General features: G+C 66.6%; 18 protein-coding genes. All 18 read left to right on the top strand.

Annotated features, from left to right (window positions below):
* Positions 1-3 precede the first annotated feature (3 nt).
* The 18 genes from AB0395_RS41200 (at position 4) to fxsA (ending at position 14,678) form a co-directional block, all read left to right on the top strand.
* Positions 4-4,371, top strand: a complete 4,368-nt coding sequence (locus tag AB0395_RS41200) for a hypothetical protein (RefSeq protein ID WP_366291493.1) — start codon at positions 4-6, stop codon at positions 4,369-4,371.
* 78 nt (positions 4,372-4,449) lie between these two features.
* Complete coding sequence (locus AB0395_RS41195) at positions 4,450-4,728, top strand: hypothetical protein (protein WP_366291490.1); 279 nt, start codon at positions 4,450-4,452, stop codon at positions 4,726-4,728.
* Entirely contained in the window at positions 4,715-4,978 is a 264-nt protein-coding gene (locus AB0395_RS41190) for a hypothetical protein (protein WP_366291488.1), read from the top strand. The genes AB0395_RS41195 and AB0395_RS41190 overlap by 14 nt, the downstream gene beginning before the upstream one ends.
* Before the next feature lies 1 nt (position 4,979).
* The gene (locus tag AB0395_RS41185) at positions 4,980-5,429 is read left to right on the top strand and encodes a hypothetical protein (RefSeq protein WP_366291485.1); all 450 of its coding nucleotides are present in this window, start codon (positions 4,980-4,982) and stop codon (positions 5,427-5,429) included.
* A gap of 127 nt (positions 5,430-5,556) precedes the next feature.
* Complete coding sequence (locus AB0395_RS41180; RefSeq protein ID WP_366291482.1) at positions 5,557-6,060, top strand: hypothetical protein; 504 nt, start codon at positions 5,557-5,559, stop codon at positions 6,058-6,060.
* Between the two features lie 12 nt (positions 6,061-6,072).
* Positions 6,073-7,965: a LamG-like jellyroll fold domain-containing protein gene (locus AB0395_RS41175; protein ID WP_366291479.1), complete on the top strand. Its 1,893-nt coding sequence runs from the start codon at positions 6,073-6,075 to the stop codon at positions 7,963-7,965.
* A 46-nt stretch (positions 7,966-8,011) separates the two neighbouring features.
* The gene (locus AB0395_RS41170; RefSeq protein WP_366291476.1) at positions 8,012-9,190 is read left to right on the top strand and encodes a hypothetical protein; all 1,179 of its coding nucleotides are present in this window, start codon (positions 8,012-8,014) and stop codon (positions 9,188-9,190) included.
* Positions 9,187-9,888, top strand: coding sequence for a hypothetical protein (locus tag AB0395_RS41165; RefSeq protein WP_366291473.1), 702 nt, complete (start codon positions 9,187-9,189; stop codon positions 9,886-9,888). The genes AB0395_RS41170 and AB0395_RS41165 overlap by 4 nt, the downstream gene beginning before the upstream one ends.
* 13 nt (positions 9,889-9,901) lie before the next feature.
* Positions 9,902-10,591: a hypothetical protein gene (locus tag AB0395_RS41160; RefSeq protein ID WP_366291471.1), complete on the top strand. Its 690-nt coding sequence runs from the start codon at positions 9,902-9,904 to the stop codon at positions 10,589-10,591.
* Between the two features lie 93 nt (positions 10,592-10,684).
* Positions 10,685-10,975, top strand: a complete 291-nt coding sequence (locus tag AB0395_RS41155) for a hypothetical protein (RefSeq protein ID WP_366291468.1) — start codon at positions 10,685-10,687, stop codon at positions 10,973-10,975.
* A gap of 211 nt (positions 10,976-11,186) precedes the next feature.
* Complete coding sequence (locus AB0395_RS41150) at positions 11,187-11,513, top strand: hypothetical protein (RefSeq protein ID WP_366291465.1); 327 nt, start codon at positions 11,187-11,189, stop codon at positions 11,511-11,513.
* Positions 11,510-11,662, top strand: coding sequence for a hypothetical protein (locus tag AB0395_RS41145; RefSeq protein WP_366291462.1), 153 nt, complete (start codon positions 11,510-11,512; stop codon positions 11,660-11,662). Before AB0395_RS41150 ends, AB0395_RS41145 begins: the two co-directional genes overlap by 4 nt.
* On the top strand, positions 11,659-12,381 hold the full coding sequence (locus AB0395_RS41140; RefSeq protein ID WP_366291459.1) for a CHAP domain-containing protein: 723 nt from the start codon (positions 11,659-11,661) through the stop codon (positions 12,379-12,381). The genes AB0395_RS41145 and AB0395_RS41140 overlap by 4 nt, the downstream gene beginning before the upstream one ends.
* Positions 12,378-12,503, top strand: a complete 126-nt coding sequence (locus tag AB0395_RS41135) for a hypothetical protein (protein WP_366291455.1) — start codon at positions 12,378-12,380, stop codon at positions 12,501-12,503. The genes AB0395_RS41140 and AB0395_RS41135 overlap by 4 nt, the downstream gene beginning before the upstream one ends.
* 11 nt (positions 12,504-12,514) lie before the next feature.
* Positions 12,515-13,294, top strand: coding sequence for a hypothetical protein (locus tag AB0395_RS41130; RefSeq protein ID WP_366291452.1), 780 nt, complete (start codon positions 12,515-12,517; stop codon positions 13,292-13,294).
* A gap of 85 nt (positions 13,295-13,379) precedes the next feature.
* Positions 13,380-13,919: a hypothetical protein gene (locus tag AB0395_RS41125; protein ID WP_366291449.1), complete on the top strand. Its 540-nt coding sequence runs from the start codon at positions 13,380-13,382 to the stop codon at positions 13,917-13,919.
* The gene (locus AB0395_RS41120) at positions 13,916-14,284 is read left to right on the top strand and encodes a hypothetical protein (RefSeq protein WP_366291446.1); all 369 of its coding nucleotides are present in this window, start codon (positions 13,916-13,918) and stop codon (positions 14,282-14,284) included. The genes AB0395_RS41125 and AB0395_RS41120 overlap by 4 nt, the downstream gene beginning before the upstream one ends.
* A 241-nt stretch (positions 14,285-14,525) precedes the next feature.
* Positions 14,526-14,678: an FxSxx-COOH cyclophane-containing RiPP peptide gene (gene fxsA / locus AB0395_RS41115; protein WP_366291443.1), complete on the top strand. Its 153-nt coding sequence runs from the start codon at positions 14,526-14,528 to the stop codon at positions 14,676-14,678.
* Positions 14,679-15,315: the final 637 nt, after the last annotated feature.

Genomic DNA, 15,315 nt, shown 5'->3' with positions numbered 1-15,315 from the left:
GTCGTGGCTGACCGTTCTGTTTCGGTCGAGTTGCGGGCCAAGGTCGCTGGCTTCATTGCCGGGATGGGGGCGGCCAAGAGGGAGACGGTCGACCTCGGTCGAAAGATGACCGAGACCGGGGCTCATGCCGATAGCTTTCGGCGGCGCCTGGAGAACGCAACCAAGGCGTTGCCGAAGATCGAGATCGATGCAGACTCGACTCCGGCAGAGATCGAGTTCGCGAAGCTCCGAGCCCAGATGGAGCGGTTGACGGAGAAGCGCATCGGTATTGACATCGATGCTGGGGCTGCCCGTGCTGAGCTGGCGCAGATCGAACGGGATCTATCGAGGCTCCAACGTGGCAACGCGAACATCGCCGTCAACGCTGATATCAGCACCGCACTGGCAGAACTACGCGCCGTCGATGGTGAAATTTCCAAGGTCGATGGTCGTACGGCCAAGGTGAACGTCACCGCTGATGTTGCTGGAGCCCTCGCGGGCATCGCCACTGTCAGCGTTGCGCTAGCTGCCCTGCCAGCCGCTCTGACGATCGGTGTCGGTGTCGCTGGCCTAGGTGCGGCGTTTGCCGCGGCTGGCGCCGGTGCTGGCGGGTTCGCCGCGGTGGCGGTGCCGGGGTTGACGCGGGTCAATGAGGCGTTGAAGCAGACGGCATCGGCTGCTGGTGGTGGCGGTGCGGGCGGAGCGATGAAGAGCGCCGCCCAGTCGGCTGCTGACGCTGCGGCGAAGGCGCTTCGTCTCGCGGAAGCACAGGACCGAGTCAAAGACTCCGCTGCAGCTGTAAAGAAAGCCCAGCAGGGCGTTAAAGACGCATTACGGGATGTTCGGGATTCTCAGGACGCACTCAGGCAGTCGCAGGAGGCTGCTGGGGTAGCGGCTGCACGGGTCGGCGAAGTATCGGCGGCAGGATCACGACGCATTGTCGATGCCGAGCGGTCTGCCGCAGAGGCGCATCGCGCTACTCAGCGTGCGGTTGAGGATCTAACGCGGGCCCGAGAGCGGGCGCAGGAGCGACTTGAAGACCTGGCGCTGGCGACCGAAGGCGGGGCGCTGGCCGAGGAGCGCGCCCAGCTCAGTATCCGCCGCGCCCAGCAGAACCTGACCCGAGTCACTCAGCCGGGATCGGGTGCAAGCCAGACCGACAAGGATGAGGCTGAGCTGGCCCTGCGCGAGGCGGAGTTCAACCTCAAGCGGCTTCGCGAGTCCAACGCCGACCTCGCCGCCGAGGCGAAGAAAGCCAACGAACAGGGCGTCGAGGGCTCCGACGAGGTCCGGGCTGCAAAGGAAGCCCTTGAGGCAGCGACTCGTCGCGAGGCAGATGCCGAGCGCGCGGTCGGCGACGCCCGGACGCAAGCCGCGAGAGACGTAGCCGCAGCTCAGCGCGATGCCGCCGCGGCAGCTCAGGAAGTAGCAAGATCACAACGTGATGTCGGTGACGCTCAGCGGAAAGTCGCCGAGGCGAACGCCGCAGTGATCAAGTCGCAGCGGGATCAGCTCCGCGCGACGCAACGCCTGAAGCTGGAACAGCTCCAGGCTAAGGCCGCGATGGAGCAGGCAGGAGCCGCGGCTGGCGGGAGCGGCGGAGCGGCGTCCAAGATGGCCGAACTCAGCAAGGCCGAGCGGGCGCTGGCCAAGGACGTGAAGGCGTTCTCCGACGAGTACCTGACGTGGCAGCGGGAGCTACAGCCGGACGTCTTCCCGGCAATCAGCCAAGGCATGGATTTGATCGTCGTTGGCCTGCACAAGATCGGGCCTGGGGTGAGCGGCGCCGGTAAGGCGCTCACCACGCTGGGCCAGGACGCCGAGAAGTCTCTGCGCGGGCCGTTCTGGACGGACTTCTTCAACGACATCAACACCGAAATCCCCGGCGCGCTGACCAGGTTGGGCCACACGGGTGGCAACGTGCTCGAGGGGTTCGCCGGGACGATTCAGGCGTTGCTGCCGTACGGGCGGGACCTGCTGGGCAACGTCGAGGACATCAGCGAGGGATTCGCCAAGTGGGGCAAGGGCCTGGGCTCTGACTCCAACTTCCGTAGCTTCATGGCGGAGGTGCAGCGTAACGGCCCGCAGATTTGGCAGACCCTCAAGGATGTGGCGACCACGGGCGGCCACGTGGTCGAGGCGCTGGCGCCGTTCGGCGTCGGCTCTTTGAGCGGCTTGTCCCTGCTGGCCAAGCTCACGGCGGGCATGAGCCCCGAGCACATCCAGGGCATCGCCCTGGCGGTCGGCGCGGTGTATGTCGCGGTGAATACCGGTAAGGGTATCAACGCCGCAGTCGACGCTCTGGGCCGTCTCCGTGACCGCATGAACGACGTCGGCACCGCAGCAGGCACCGGCAAGACCGGTATCGGCGGAAAGCTGGGCGGTCTGGCCGGGATGCTTGGCGCCGGCGGCCCGTGGGGTCTGGCGGTCGGCGCGGGTGCCCTGGTGCTCGGCGAGTTCGCTCTCGCCAACCAGGAAGCCGCAGGCAAGGTGCGGGATCTGGCGTCGGCGCTGGGCGAGTCGCAGGGCGCAATGTCGAAGGCGTTCAAGGAGAAGATCGGCCAAGGGCTCATCGACAGCGGGGCGGCCGAGGCAGCGCGCAAGCTCGGCATCAACCTGGAGACGCTGCGGTCGGCGGCGCTGGGTAACAAGGACGCGATAGCCCAGGTGAACGCCCAGCTGAATCAGCACCGGGTCAACCTCGACGGCGTCATCGGCAAGGGGGCGGCCTTCGCCTACGGCACCCGCGGACTGACTCAGGATGCCTACGCCGTGAAGAGCGCGCTCGACGGCACCAACACCACGATCGCCGACGCCCGTAAGCAGTATGCGGAAACCGCGTTGGTCAACGCCGACCTGCAGGGCTCCTATGAGGACGTGAAGCGGGCGCTGGATGCGGCGGGCGGGTCGATGGACACCACCAAAGGCAAGACCGCCTCACAGCGGGAAGCGACCGAGCTGGCCCGGCAGAAGTTCGACGAGTTCGCCAAGAAGGTCGCGGAGACGGCCAACGCCCAAGGCATCTTGACGGGCAAAACGGACGATGCCCGCAAGGCATTCGAGGATCAGATTCCGAAGCTGTTCGAGCTGGCGGGCAAGTCGAAGACGGCGCGCGAGCAGGTGTATGAGCTGGCGCAGAAGTTTGGCATCAGCCGGGATCAGGCGGACAAGGCCGCCAAGAAGATCAACGATGTGAAGGAAGCTGCGGCCAAGCTGAAGTCGCCACCACCGATGAAGATTACGGCTGATACGTCGCAGGCGGAAGCAAAGATCGTAGGGCTGCTGCGGAAGTACGGCCTTGCCACCGCTGCGCTTCCTGAGGGGGTCGCGGCGCCGAAGGCGAAGCCGAAGCTGGGGGCGTACGGCGGGGTGTGGAATGCCGACGGCCGCGAGTACATGGCTCAAGGCGGGATCCGGTCGGCGGGTTCCAGCCCGCAGGCGATGATCGCGACGTCGCCGTACATGATCAGCGGTCGATCAGGCCCTGACGTGATCTATGGCGAGGCCGGGTGGGAGGCGTTCATCCCGCTCGACTCGTCCAAGCGGGGCCGCGGCCTGCAGATCCTCAACGAAGCCGCAGGGATCATGGGGATGGCGGTGGTGCCGCAGCAGGTCGCTGCCGCCTCGTCGGCTCCGGCGTGGACGGGCGGCAGCCTGTCGGGAGCGTCTGGGCAGGCGACGGTCACGGTCACCGGCATCTCCGACCTCAAGAGCAGCCTGGATGCCACCTCGTCGTCACTGACGAGCTCGCTGACTGCTGCGACTGATGGGCTGACCTCCACGCTCGGCGATGCCGGGTCGGTCACGTCGGCTCTGCAGCAGATGACCGACACGCTCGGCACTCAGCTCACCGCCCTGACGTCCGCGATAGAGGGGCTCTCAGGTGCGGTGGCCGGTGCTGGTGCGGTGGCATCAGCGGCTGAGGGGCAGATCGGTACGGCCGCCGCGGCGAAGGCGAAGGCCAAGAGCGCGACGGGCAAGATCGGCACCGCGATCTCGGCGACGGCCACGAAGAGCAAGACCGCCAAGGGCATCGGGTCGGCAGGCACGTCGCTGGCGGGCCTGGTCGGGATCGACAACGCGCTCGCCGCCGCAGCGAAGAAGGCAGCAGCGCAGAAGATCCAGATCAACATGGTCGGCGGATCGTCGTCGGTGTCGGCCCCGGTCCAAGGTGTGGTGAATCCCTCCAAGGTCAGCAAGCCGGTGCAGTCCTCACCGAAGGTCGTCACGATGGTCGCCGGATCCAACAGCGGCGATTACGTGGGCCCCAGCTCAGGCACTTCGGGGAGCACCTCACCGCTAGTGCACATCGACAGCATGCAGGTACGCGAGCAGGCCGATATAGACATGGTCGCCGCGAAGATCAGCATGCGGGTCGACGGCCGCGGCTGACCCTCACCCATTGGGCCCCGAGCAGCACCTGCTCGGGGCCTTCCCATTCCTCCACCCTCGACGAGAGGCGGTCTCGGCATGCCCGAGGAATTGACGTTCGGGGAGCGGATGCGCCGCAAGGGCATCTCCTTCCTGGCCCGCGGCCGGACCCGCAGCAGCCGGGTCGTGGCCGAGGGGCGGCTGGAGTCCGGCCCTTATGTCGGCCAGGCCTACCAGACCCGCCAGGACGAGCTCGGCAACCGGGTCCGCGTTCGTTCGACGGGCCGGTCCGGTGTGGACGCCGGCCAGGACGTGCGAATCAACGCGCCGCTGGTGCGCGCCGGCGGGGTGCGGGAGGTGCGCGATGTCCAGCCGTGAACGCGCCCAGCAACTGCGTGAGCTGGCCGAGCACAACGAGCGCCTCGCTGAACTGGAGGAGGAAGCTCAGGCGGCGAAGGAGGCCTATCGAAGCAGCCCCGATGATTCAGCCGCGAAGACGAGGCACCGGGCCGCGAGCCAGGCGCTCAACGACGCCCGCGAGGAACTTTCCGATTCCGAGTTGATGCTCGCCCCAGCGACTCCAGGCTCCCAGACGGTGATGCCTCAGACCGTAAGAGCGGGAGGCTGACGTGGCGCTTAGCGCAAGCGGCTTGTTCGTCGCCACGTGGACGGACATCCTCGACACAACCCAACTCGCGGTGGACTTCGACGCGGAAAATCACAAAATCGCGTTGTTCACCAACAGCATCACTCCGAACTTCTCCAGCGACACGGCCTATGGGGTGAGCCCGTATAACTCGGGAGAGTCTTCGGGGGCGGGCTACACCGCAGGTGGGCAGCTGCTGACCGGCACGGCTCTGTCGGAGTCGCCGACGGGAACCATTAAATGGGCTGCCGACAACATGCAGTGGACTTCCTCCACGATTACGGCGAAGGGGGCCCTGATCTACGCTGATGCACTGGCCGGAAATAACGCAATTGTGCTAATTAATTTCGGCTCTGATTTCAGCACGGTTTCAGGTACGTTCCTAATTACGTGGAATTCTGCTGGCGTGTTCAATCTGGACCTCGTGCCATAGGTTCAAATAAATCCATGAATGACTTCGTGGACTTATTTGAATTCGATGTCGATCGATTCTGTTCGATCCATCCCTCACGGTCGTGGGGGCTTTTTTTATGCCCAACTCCTGATTCCTGGAGGCGCCTGTGGGTACCGTCCGGCATCTCCTGTCCCCGGAAGAAGCGGTCCTCGCGACCTCCAGCTTCCCCGCCTACCAGCGCAACGCCGGGACGAACTTTCCAGTCACCGGGTTGGCTTACGACGCCTCGACCGATGAACGGGCTTACTTCAAGCGGCGCCTGGTCAACTACGGCAGCGGCAACCTGACGTTGAGCCTGACCTGGTACGCCGACACCGCGTCGTCGGGAGTGGTGCGGTGGGAGGCGGCCATCGCCTGCATCACGCCCGACAGTGATTCGCAGGATGCGGAGACCAAGAGCTTCGCCACCGCTCAGACAGTCGACGACACACATCTGGGCACCACCGGCCAGAGGGTGCACGTGTGCAGCGTCACCATCTCCAACCTGGACTCCGCGGCGGCTGGAGACATCGTGTGGCTGCGCTTGTCGCGGATTGGCTCCAACGGGTCCGACACGATGACCGGCGACGCCATCTGGCTGGAAGCCGAGCTGTCTTACTCCGACACCTGAGCGGGGTGAGTTGTGGCAGTTCGCTTCAGCGGTAGTGGCCAGTCGTATACCCGCACCATCAGTCTGGGCGCGCAGTCTCAGTGGTCGGTGAGCTGTTGGTTCAAGATCACCACTGACCGTAATACGTACTCAAGCGTGTGGTCACTCGACCAGGACAGCGGCGCGCGCCTGGGCTTCACGATGTTGCGCACCGACAGCGACGGCACCACCCTCTCCTTTCTCGCGAACGACAACGACGTCACCAGCATCACCAAAGGCACTCGGGCGCTGACGGTCGGCGTCTGGTACTACATCGGCGTCGCCGTGAACGGCGCCAATGGCGTCATGGTCACCCGGGCGCTCACCGATACCTCCAGCACGGTGACCACCTGGAGCGACGGCCCTGCCAGCGTGATGCACGACACGTGGCGCATCGGAGACGATTTCTTCGGCGGTGAGTGGCCGAACGGATGCGTGGCCGCCGTCAAATGGTGGGGCGCTGCCCTCAGCCAGGGCGAGTTGGAAAACGAGGCGTGGACCTACCAGCCGCGGCGTGCCGCGAACCTGCGCGGCTGGCACCCGTTCGACCGGGCGTCCACCGTCGACTACTCCGGCGCGGGGGCGACGCTGTCCGGCGGGACCGGCGCCACCACTGAGGACGGCCCAGGTATTGCCTGGAGCCCTGCGGGGCCGGTCATGGTGGCACCGACGGGCGTCTCCACCACCGCCACTCCCAGTGCTGTTGCGGCGGTTGCGGCGGTGCCGACGCCGACAGTGACGGCCGGTGCGGGCGTCGCCGCAACCGCGGTCGCGGCGGTCGCCGCGGTGCCAGCACCGACGGTGTCGACGGGGCAGGCGACTGCTCCTGCTGCAGTGGCTGCGGTGGCCGCAGTGCCGGCGCCCACAGTCACGGTGGGCTCCATCTCGATCGCCTCTCCAGCCGCGGTGGCGGCGGTCGCCGCGGTGCCGACACCGACGGTGTCAACAGGCCAAAGCGTCGCCCCGGCCTCGGTGGCTGCGGTCGCATCGGTGCCAGCGCCGTCCCTCGTCTCTGGCGCGACGATCCTGGCTACCACTGTCGCAGCTCTGGCCCGAGTACCGCTGCCGTCCATCACCGTGCCGATCCTGCCGGGCGACCTGATCGAGGCCGACGGACAGGTCGAGCTCGGCGGTGTGCTGTGGGGCACCGACCGGATCCGGGTGCAGGAGATCAGCGGGTGGGAGTCGCTGCCCAGCATCGATAACGGCAACGTGCTGAGACCTCAACGGCATGGCGCCTGGGTGGGTCGGAAGATCGCCCAGCAGCGGCTGGTGACGATCAAAATGCGGCTCAACTCCGCTGACGACCCCACTCAGGTGCAGGCGCTGGTGCGGGAGATGCGCGCCGCGACGAGGATCTTCGACGGGCCCGAGGAAACCGACCTGGTGATCCGCACCTACGGGGAGCAGCTGCTTGCCCGCGGCGCGGTCATCGATCGGGACATAGTGCTCGATTCGGATTGGTCGGTGGGGCAGCCTGCCGTGTCGGTGCTGATCGCCTGCGCCGACCCCCGGCGGTATGACACGACGGTCGTCTCAGCGGTCGTGGCCAACGGCTCCTCGGCCGCAGTAGTCAACTCCGGAGATACCGCCTCTCACCCGATAGTGCGGATCAATGGTCCGGCGACGAGCCCCAGCCTGGCGAACCTCACGACAGAGAAACTCCTGGCGTTCAACATCACTCTGCTTGCCAATGAGCGGTTGGAGATCGACACCAACGAGGGCGCAGTCACTCTCGGCGGCGCCGACCATATGTCGGCCTTGTCGGCGGTCAGCGTGCCGCCAGAGGCGTGGTTCCTCACCTCCGGCACCAACGTCATCTCCTACTCGGCCTCCTCGGGCGGCTCCAACGGCGCCGAGATCCAGTGGCGCAGCGCGTTCCTGTGACCTGATCACGGCTGGCCTGCGGGCCCTTCTCACCCGAGGAGGTCCCGTGGCCGACGCGCCTGCGGAGGTCGTTCCGTACCGGTACGTGTTCTGCGACTTGCTGACCGACGCCTACATCTGTGACCTGACCTTGGACAACGTCACCTACGACCGGCGCATCATCGAGCCGGGGACGTTCAGGGCGTCAGTCGAGATTGCCAACGCTGACATCGCCAACCAGGTTGCGCGGATCGTGCCGCGCCACCCGGACATACTCACCACCGGCCCAGGCCGGACTGTGGTGCACGTCTACCGGGGCAGCCAGATCTGGGGCACCTACCTCATTTGGCAGGCCGTTGTCTCCCAGCGGGGCCGCGACAACGTCACCGTGGAGCTGCAGGGTGCGGGGTTGGAGTCCTACCTCGCCCACGTCGACATCCGCGCCGACATCGGCGAGATCACCGGCGTTGACCAGGTACAGATCGCCCGCCAGCTCATCACCCACATGCAGACCGACGCCTACGCCAACATCGGCCTGCAACTGCAGTCCGGCGCCTCCGGGGTCCCGCGGGACCTGATCGTGCTGGCAGCCGATGGGCGCTCGTACGGCGACCGCTTGGTCGAGCTGGCCCGTTCGGAGAACGGCTTCGAGTGGACGATCCACACCAGCGTGGACCCCGGTACCGGTGTTCGTACGCGGCACTGGGTGTGGGGGTATCCGCAGCTTGGCAGCATTACCAGCAATCACGTGTTTGCCCAGCCGGGCAACGTGACCTCCTGGCAGGAGAGCATCGACGCGCTCAAGGCCGCCACCAAGTGGCAGGTCCGCGGCGACTCTGTCAACAGCGACATCACCAACGTGAGTTCGCCGCTGCTGAGCGACATTGTCCCTGCGCAGGACTACCTGGACGCCGGGTGGCCCAGGACGGACGGCACTCACGACTACAACAAGATCGGCATCAAGTCAGTCCTGGACAACTACGCCGCCTGGTGGGCCGCAAACAGGGCCGGGGCGATGCGCATCCACCAAGCCAGCGTTCGACTACCTGCGAACACGGCATTTTCGCCGGTCAACCTGGGCGACTACGTGCGGCTGGTGCTCACCAATGATTGGTGGCCGATCATCAACGGCTCACCCAGCTTCTCCAAGAGTTGGCGGGTGATCGGCATCGCCGTCACCCCACCAGACCGGAACAAGCCGCAGGAGGAGTGCGTGCTGACGTTCGCTGAGGAGATGGAGCCGTGATCTCGTCGTCGCCGTTCCCGGACGACTACATGGTGCGGCTGCGCGCGGTCGAACTGGAGCTCAAACAGATCCGCACCAGCCTCAACAGCAGGCCCGCGTTCAACCGAGTCGAAAGCGGCCCGCTGGTCGTCGGCCGTACCGGATCCCGCCAGATCACCCTCAACCCCGACGGCGCAACCAACCCGGAGATCTGGCTGGACCCCGATGGGTCCGGCACCAACCCCACGCGGGTCGTCGCCGAAGCCGGCTCCGGCGAGGCGATCCTGAAGCTGTACTCGGGCACCTCCGGCGGCGACCAGTCGACACTGACGCTCGCCTCCGACGAGGTCAGTATGGAATCCGGCGGCGGCTCGTTCGCCTTCTGGGGCGCTGATGAGGCCCGGTTTGGGTTCGGCGGCAACTACTTCCGGTTCGGCCAGAACATCTGCCGCCACTTCGGCCAATGGGACGACTTCGCCTCCCTGCCGTCCAACGCCGGCCTGCTGTGGGGCAGCGTCACCCTCGGCGGGTCTTTCACCGGGGCGACGGTGTTCTACCCCGCCAGCATGGACTCCAATATGGGGCCGATCGTGGGGCTGCGGTCCGGGACCGGGGCGTCGATGGCGTGGTGCATCACCGCGTCCAACACCAGCAACTTCGAGATCAGGTGGCAAACCGCCACGTCGGTTGCGATCTACCTGTGCTCGTTCCGGCACTGACAGGAGGACCTTCGTGGAGCACGGGCTGATCTACCACAGCGAGGCCTCCTACAGCTTCCAGCACGGCCCGGAGACGCGGGCCGACGCCGACGATGTCCACCCCATGTGGGGCATCCACCTGCACTACCCCGACCGGCGCACCGACACCGACCCGGGCGACCACATCGCGATCCTTCCGCATGCCCGCCTGGAATCTATGGCCGCCCGGTTCGGATTCGACCCGGACGAGGCGGACGTTATCGTCGACACGCTGCTGCATCTACGTGTCCCCTCCCCGGACGATCCGCTGGCCTGGCAGGACCCGGGCGCCGTAGCGGTCATGCAGACCATCGCTGACCTGCCCGACCCGGGCGATCCACGCCTGCCGTACGAGACGCGCCGAGAGGTGCTCCTCGCGCACGCCGCCGCGGTCCGCGAGCACGCCTACACCCTCACCCCTGCGTCGCTGCAGGATAGGCAGGGCGCGGTAGCGGCCCGCGTATTCGACCTCGCCGCGCAAGCTGAGGCGTTGGGCGTGCAGATCCCCAACCTCGATATAGCGGTGCCGGATACCCCACTCGCTGCGATCTTGGCTGTGCGGCTGGATCCATCCCGGGTAGCCGCACGCCGGGCCAGGGACGAGTGGCTGCTCCAGCGCACAGACAGCGCCCAACGGGCGGCAGCGGCGAAGACCGGGCCGCGTGTGTTCGGCTTCGCCCCCTGATCGTGCCGTCCGCTGTGGCCCCGTGGAGGGCGGCGCCCCCCTCCACGCTTCACCCTGCCGACACGCCATCCCGAAGCAGAGGAAAGAGGCTGAATGCAGGACCCGAACATCATCGGCGTGCTCCTCAACGCGGGCCTCGCTGGACTGGTGCTGGTCCTGTTCCTCAGGGGGTTGGTCGTCCCTAAGCCGACGATGGACCGCACTGAGAAAGAGGTCCAGCGGCTCATCAAGGCCCTGGAAGCTGAGCAGGCCGCGCATGAGAAGACCCGGCAGGCCTGGCATCTGGAGTCCACCACCGCCAACGCGGCAGCTCTGGAAGCTGCCCGTACGGCTGAGCACCTTTTGTCTGACCTGAAAAACCGGCAGGCGGAGATCACAAGATGACATGGCGACGGCGCACCGATCAGGTCCGGCCAGAAGTGGCGCAGGCGGAGCAACGGGCTAAGGAGTCGTGCCGTCGCTCTGAAGAGGATTTCGAACGGGCCTGCAGAAAGTCAGCGGAGTCCCGCGCTTTAGAGGAAAGGCTTGCGCACCTGAACGAATCGAACGGATTCGCTGAGCTGCTGGTATGGGCTGTAGCGGGAGGTAAACGGTGATGGCCGCTACCGTGTGGTGGGTTCTCCAGCTGGGCGGGCTGATTCCATCGACGTGGTTCCTGATGAGGTTCCGCCCGCAGTGGCCGATCCGCCGCCCATCGCTGATCGTCAACGGGCTCGTGCTCGTCGCGTGGCTGGCGTACGTGAAAGCCGTGATCGTGGTGCTGCTCCGCGGCGGTACCCCGACGTTCGTCGCTGCCCCTGACACGATCGCCAGCCTGTTCCTCGCCGCAGTGGGGGACACGCTCCTGGCGTTGATGCTGGCGACGTTCCTGAAGTACCGGCGTGACTGGCAAGAACGACTCAACGAGGAGGATCCCCGATGACTGAGAAGACCGAAGCCGACCTGGTCGTCGAGGGAGTTGACCTTCGCGAGTGGGGGCCGACCGAGGATGACGAGGAGCAGGTCCTCGCGGGCCTCGGCTACGTCCTGAATCCCGCGACGGGCATTTACGAAGGCGAAGGTGAAGAGTGACCGCGAAGGCGATGCTCGCCGCCGCACGCAGAGATCTGGGGTTGTCTGGCCGGCCGAATGAGATCACGCGGGGGTACGCCGCCCGGCATGGCGAGGAGTACCTGACTGCGCCGTGGTGTGATCAAGCGATCAGTGAGTGGGCGCGCGAGTCCGGTAACGCCGACGCGGTGCTGCCTGTGCAGGACCGGGCCTACACGGTGTGGCATGCCGAGGACGGGGAGCGGCTCGGCCTGTGGCATGCAGGCACTGCGGCGAACATTCGGGCCTACGCGAAGCCGGGCGCGATCGTGTTCTTCGACTGGGACGGCACGAACGACATCAATCGCATTGACCACGTCGGCCTGGTCGAGCGAAACCTCGGCGACGGCCGGGCGCAGACCATCGAGGCGAACACCGGCGATGCCTGCAAACGCCGAGTGAGGGGCTCATCTGTGATCGCAGGGTTCTGGAACCCGCGATATGAGGACAGCGAGAAGGACCTGATGGGGGAACTCGTGGACAAGCTGCCGCTACTGAAGAAGGGGGCGAAAGGAACCGCCGTCAAGAGGGCGTTCTACCTGCTGATCTCGCACGGGCGCGGCCTGGACCCGAAGGTGTACGACGACACGGAGTTCGCCGAGCCGATGGCGCGGAAAGTCGGCGAGTTCCAGAAGGCCGAAGGGCTTGAGGTCGACCAGGAGATCGGGCCGAAGACCTGGACCAAGCTCATCCTGCCGTGATCTGGGGTGCCGTGCTGTGGCTGCTATGGCGCCGCCGGCTGATCGAGCGTCTGGAAGAACCGGAGCTCGACGATGCTGCTCCAGCCGACGAGCTGCGAGGGCTCATTGACGAAACGAACTGATGAGGAGAGACATGTCTCAGACGCCGGAGCCTGCGGGGCTGCGGTTGGGGCGACGCCCGCCGCGTCCGGAGGAGCAGGCGCCGCGGCTGAAGCTGGCCCCGTTTCTGAGGGCGTTGCCTGCGGTGCCGCCGGTGGTCGACTATCTGTCCAAGGTGACCGGCTGGCCGATGTACGCCAACGACCAGGTGGGGGACTGCACGGTCGCCGCGGCCGGCCACATGGTGCAGGCGTGGACCCGGTACGGGCGGGGCGCCACAGTCACCGTGACGGAGGCGGACGTCATCAGGGCCTACTCGGCGGTGACGGGCTATGACCCGGCGCGGCCGGAGACGGACCAGGGCGCCGTCATGCAGGACGTGCTCGGCTACTGGCGGCGAGTCGGTGTCGGCGGCCACCGGATCGTCGCGTTCGCCGCAGTGAACCCGGCTGACCTGGGCGAGGTGCGGGCCGCTCTCCACCTGTTCGGGCACGTCTACGTCGGCGCGAACCTGCCCGCCTCGGCGCTGGCCCAGTTCGAGCAGGGCCGTTCGTGGTCGCCGGTCCCGGGGAGTCCGATCGCGGGCGGCCATGCGATCAACGTCGGCTACGTCTCCGCCCGGTCGTTGCGGGCGGTGACGTGGGGGCGAGTGCAGAGCATGACGACCGCGTGGTGGCGCTGCTACGTCGAGGAGGCGTGGGTGGCCATCAGCCCTGAGTGGCTGTCGACCGCAGGCAGGACGCCGACCGGGCTGGACCTGGCAGGGCTCGGCCAGGCGTTCACCACACTGACGGGCGAGCCGTTCGCCCTGTAGAGCCCGCTCTCGTTCGCCCCGACCGTCGGTCGGGGCTTTTTTGATGCCCGCATTCGGGCGCCTGCCCAACTCCTGGAGGTCGCCCATGCCCTCACCCGACCGCGTGCTCGAGGCGCGGCAGACAGCTCTCACTGCGGCGGTGGCTCTTCATGGGCCGTTGCGGCTCCAGCCGGGTGTGGACCGTGCGGCCACGGTCGCCGCAGCGGAGCTCGCCGCCCGCCATACCGCGGACGTGTTCACCGCGTACCTGCTCGGTACCGCCCGAATCCACCTGATCCGTGGCCTTGTCGTCGACGAGGTCACCGGCATTCCAGCCGAACCCCATGGAGGAACGAACATGCAGCTCAACACTGGCCAAAAGGTCACCTACACCGCGGACACCGCGGACGCGGCCGGTTACGACACGGTCGAGACGGTCGAGTGGTCGACGAGCGAGCCGACCGTCACCACCCTGAACGTGTCCGCAGACACACGGTCATGCGAGGTCGTGTCCGGTGCTCCGGGCTCGGCGGTGCTGAAGGCCAGCATCCCGTCACTCGGCCTGGAGGTGACCGAGGCGATCGACGTCGTACCTGCCGGTACCGCGACGATCAAGCTGGTCGCGGGTGAGGTCGTGGACGAGTGACAGCGCCGAACAATGAGCTGACGGGCGAGCCTGCCCTGTACGCCTCCCTGATCGCGTCGGGCGTGCAGCTCGCTGCCGCGTTCTGGCTGCCGTGGACGACCGCCCAGGTCGCTGTGGTCAACGCCCTGGTGCTGGCTATCGCTGGCGTGTGGGTGGCTTTCACCACCCGGAGCATCGACAACGGCGGCTCCGTCAAAGCGGCGATTCTCGGCGCCGCTCAGGCCGCGATCTCGCTGGCGGTGACGTTCGGCTGGCACGCCACGGACGAGCAGACCGCAGGCCTGATGACGTTCGTCGGGCTGCTGGTTGCGGTGTTCATCCGGCAGACCAGCAAGCCGAAGGGCGCCTACGATCTGGCGGCCTGACGTACCCTGATGCTGCACGGGGTCGAGTCGCCAGGCATGGCCGCTCGGCCCCTTTTTCATGCGGCTTGAGGATGTTGAAGGCCCTCCGCGACACCCCATGCTGGTGTTGCGGAGGGCCTTCGGCTCCCATTCACGGCACGTTCATGGGTACTACTCTGGTGTTACCTCTGAGAAGCCTGAAATGCCAGGCCTTCCGCCGAAACAGACGGTTTTGTTATGGCCATAACCCGAAAGGTCTCGCATGCCTGTTGAGGAGATCGTCATCCGCGACCTGCGGGGCGTGCCGCTCGCCCAGCTGGGTGGTGCGGAGGTCGACGCCATCCTGGAGCGCGTCCTGCCTGACGGCCCAGCCGTAGACCGGGTAGCGGTGGCGGCGTTCAACTCGTCGATCTAGCGAAGAGCGCCGTCGGCGGATGGCCAATACGGGGCGTGATGTTCATCCTGTTCGGCCGATTGATGTGGTGGTCGCCGACCCATCTCACCCGCTGGTGGCTGCCTCGCGTATTTCGTGGAGCGGATGAGAACTGCAACCCCTCGGTGGCTGCGGTCATCCCCCCCCCGCTGGGGGCGGTCGTTGTGTTCTGGAGGCCGGGACGACTTCGTGCGGAGCCGTGCTGGGAGTGCCGCGAGATGCTGGGGTCGTGATGGCGCGGATGTTGGGCCGCCAGGTCTGGTACGGGGTGGCCTGCTCCTGCTGCAATGGGCCACGCTCAGTCAAGCAGGAACGGCTACGGGAGAGGCAAGCCTTGGCCCGCGAGCTCTTGCCCGAGGGCGAGCTGGCTGCTCCTGGTGATGACCCGAGCGATTGCCGCCACGGTTGCAACGGCGACTGCCTCAACGTTGGCGGTCCGCATGAGTGCGGGTATGCCTGCCATCCGGTCCGGCCAACCGCGACATCCTCACCCAACGGTGAACGCTGACCCGGCATACTGAGCGTGTGGGGTCTCGGACGTGCGGCCGTACGGACTGAGACCCCACCCCAAACACTGCGGCGCCCCGCTGTCCTCCGGGACAGCGGGGCGTTTTCGTCA

The sequence above is a fragment of the Streptosporangium sp. NPDC051023 genome (assembly GCF_040689595.1).
Lineage (GTDB): Bacteria > Actinomycetota > Actinomycetes > Streptosporangiales > Streptosporangiaceae > Streptosporangium.
This window is presented reverse-complemented; position numbering and strand designations above follow the sequence as displayed.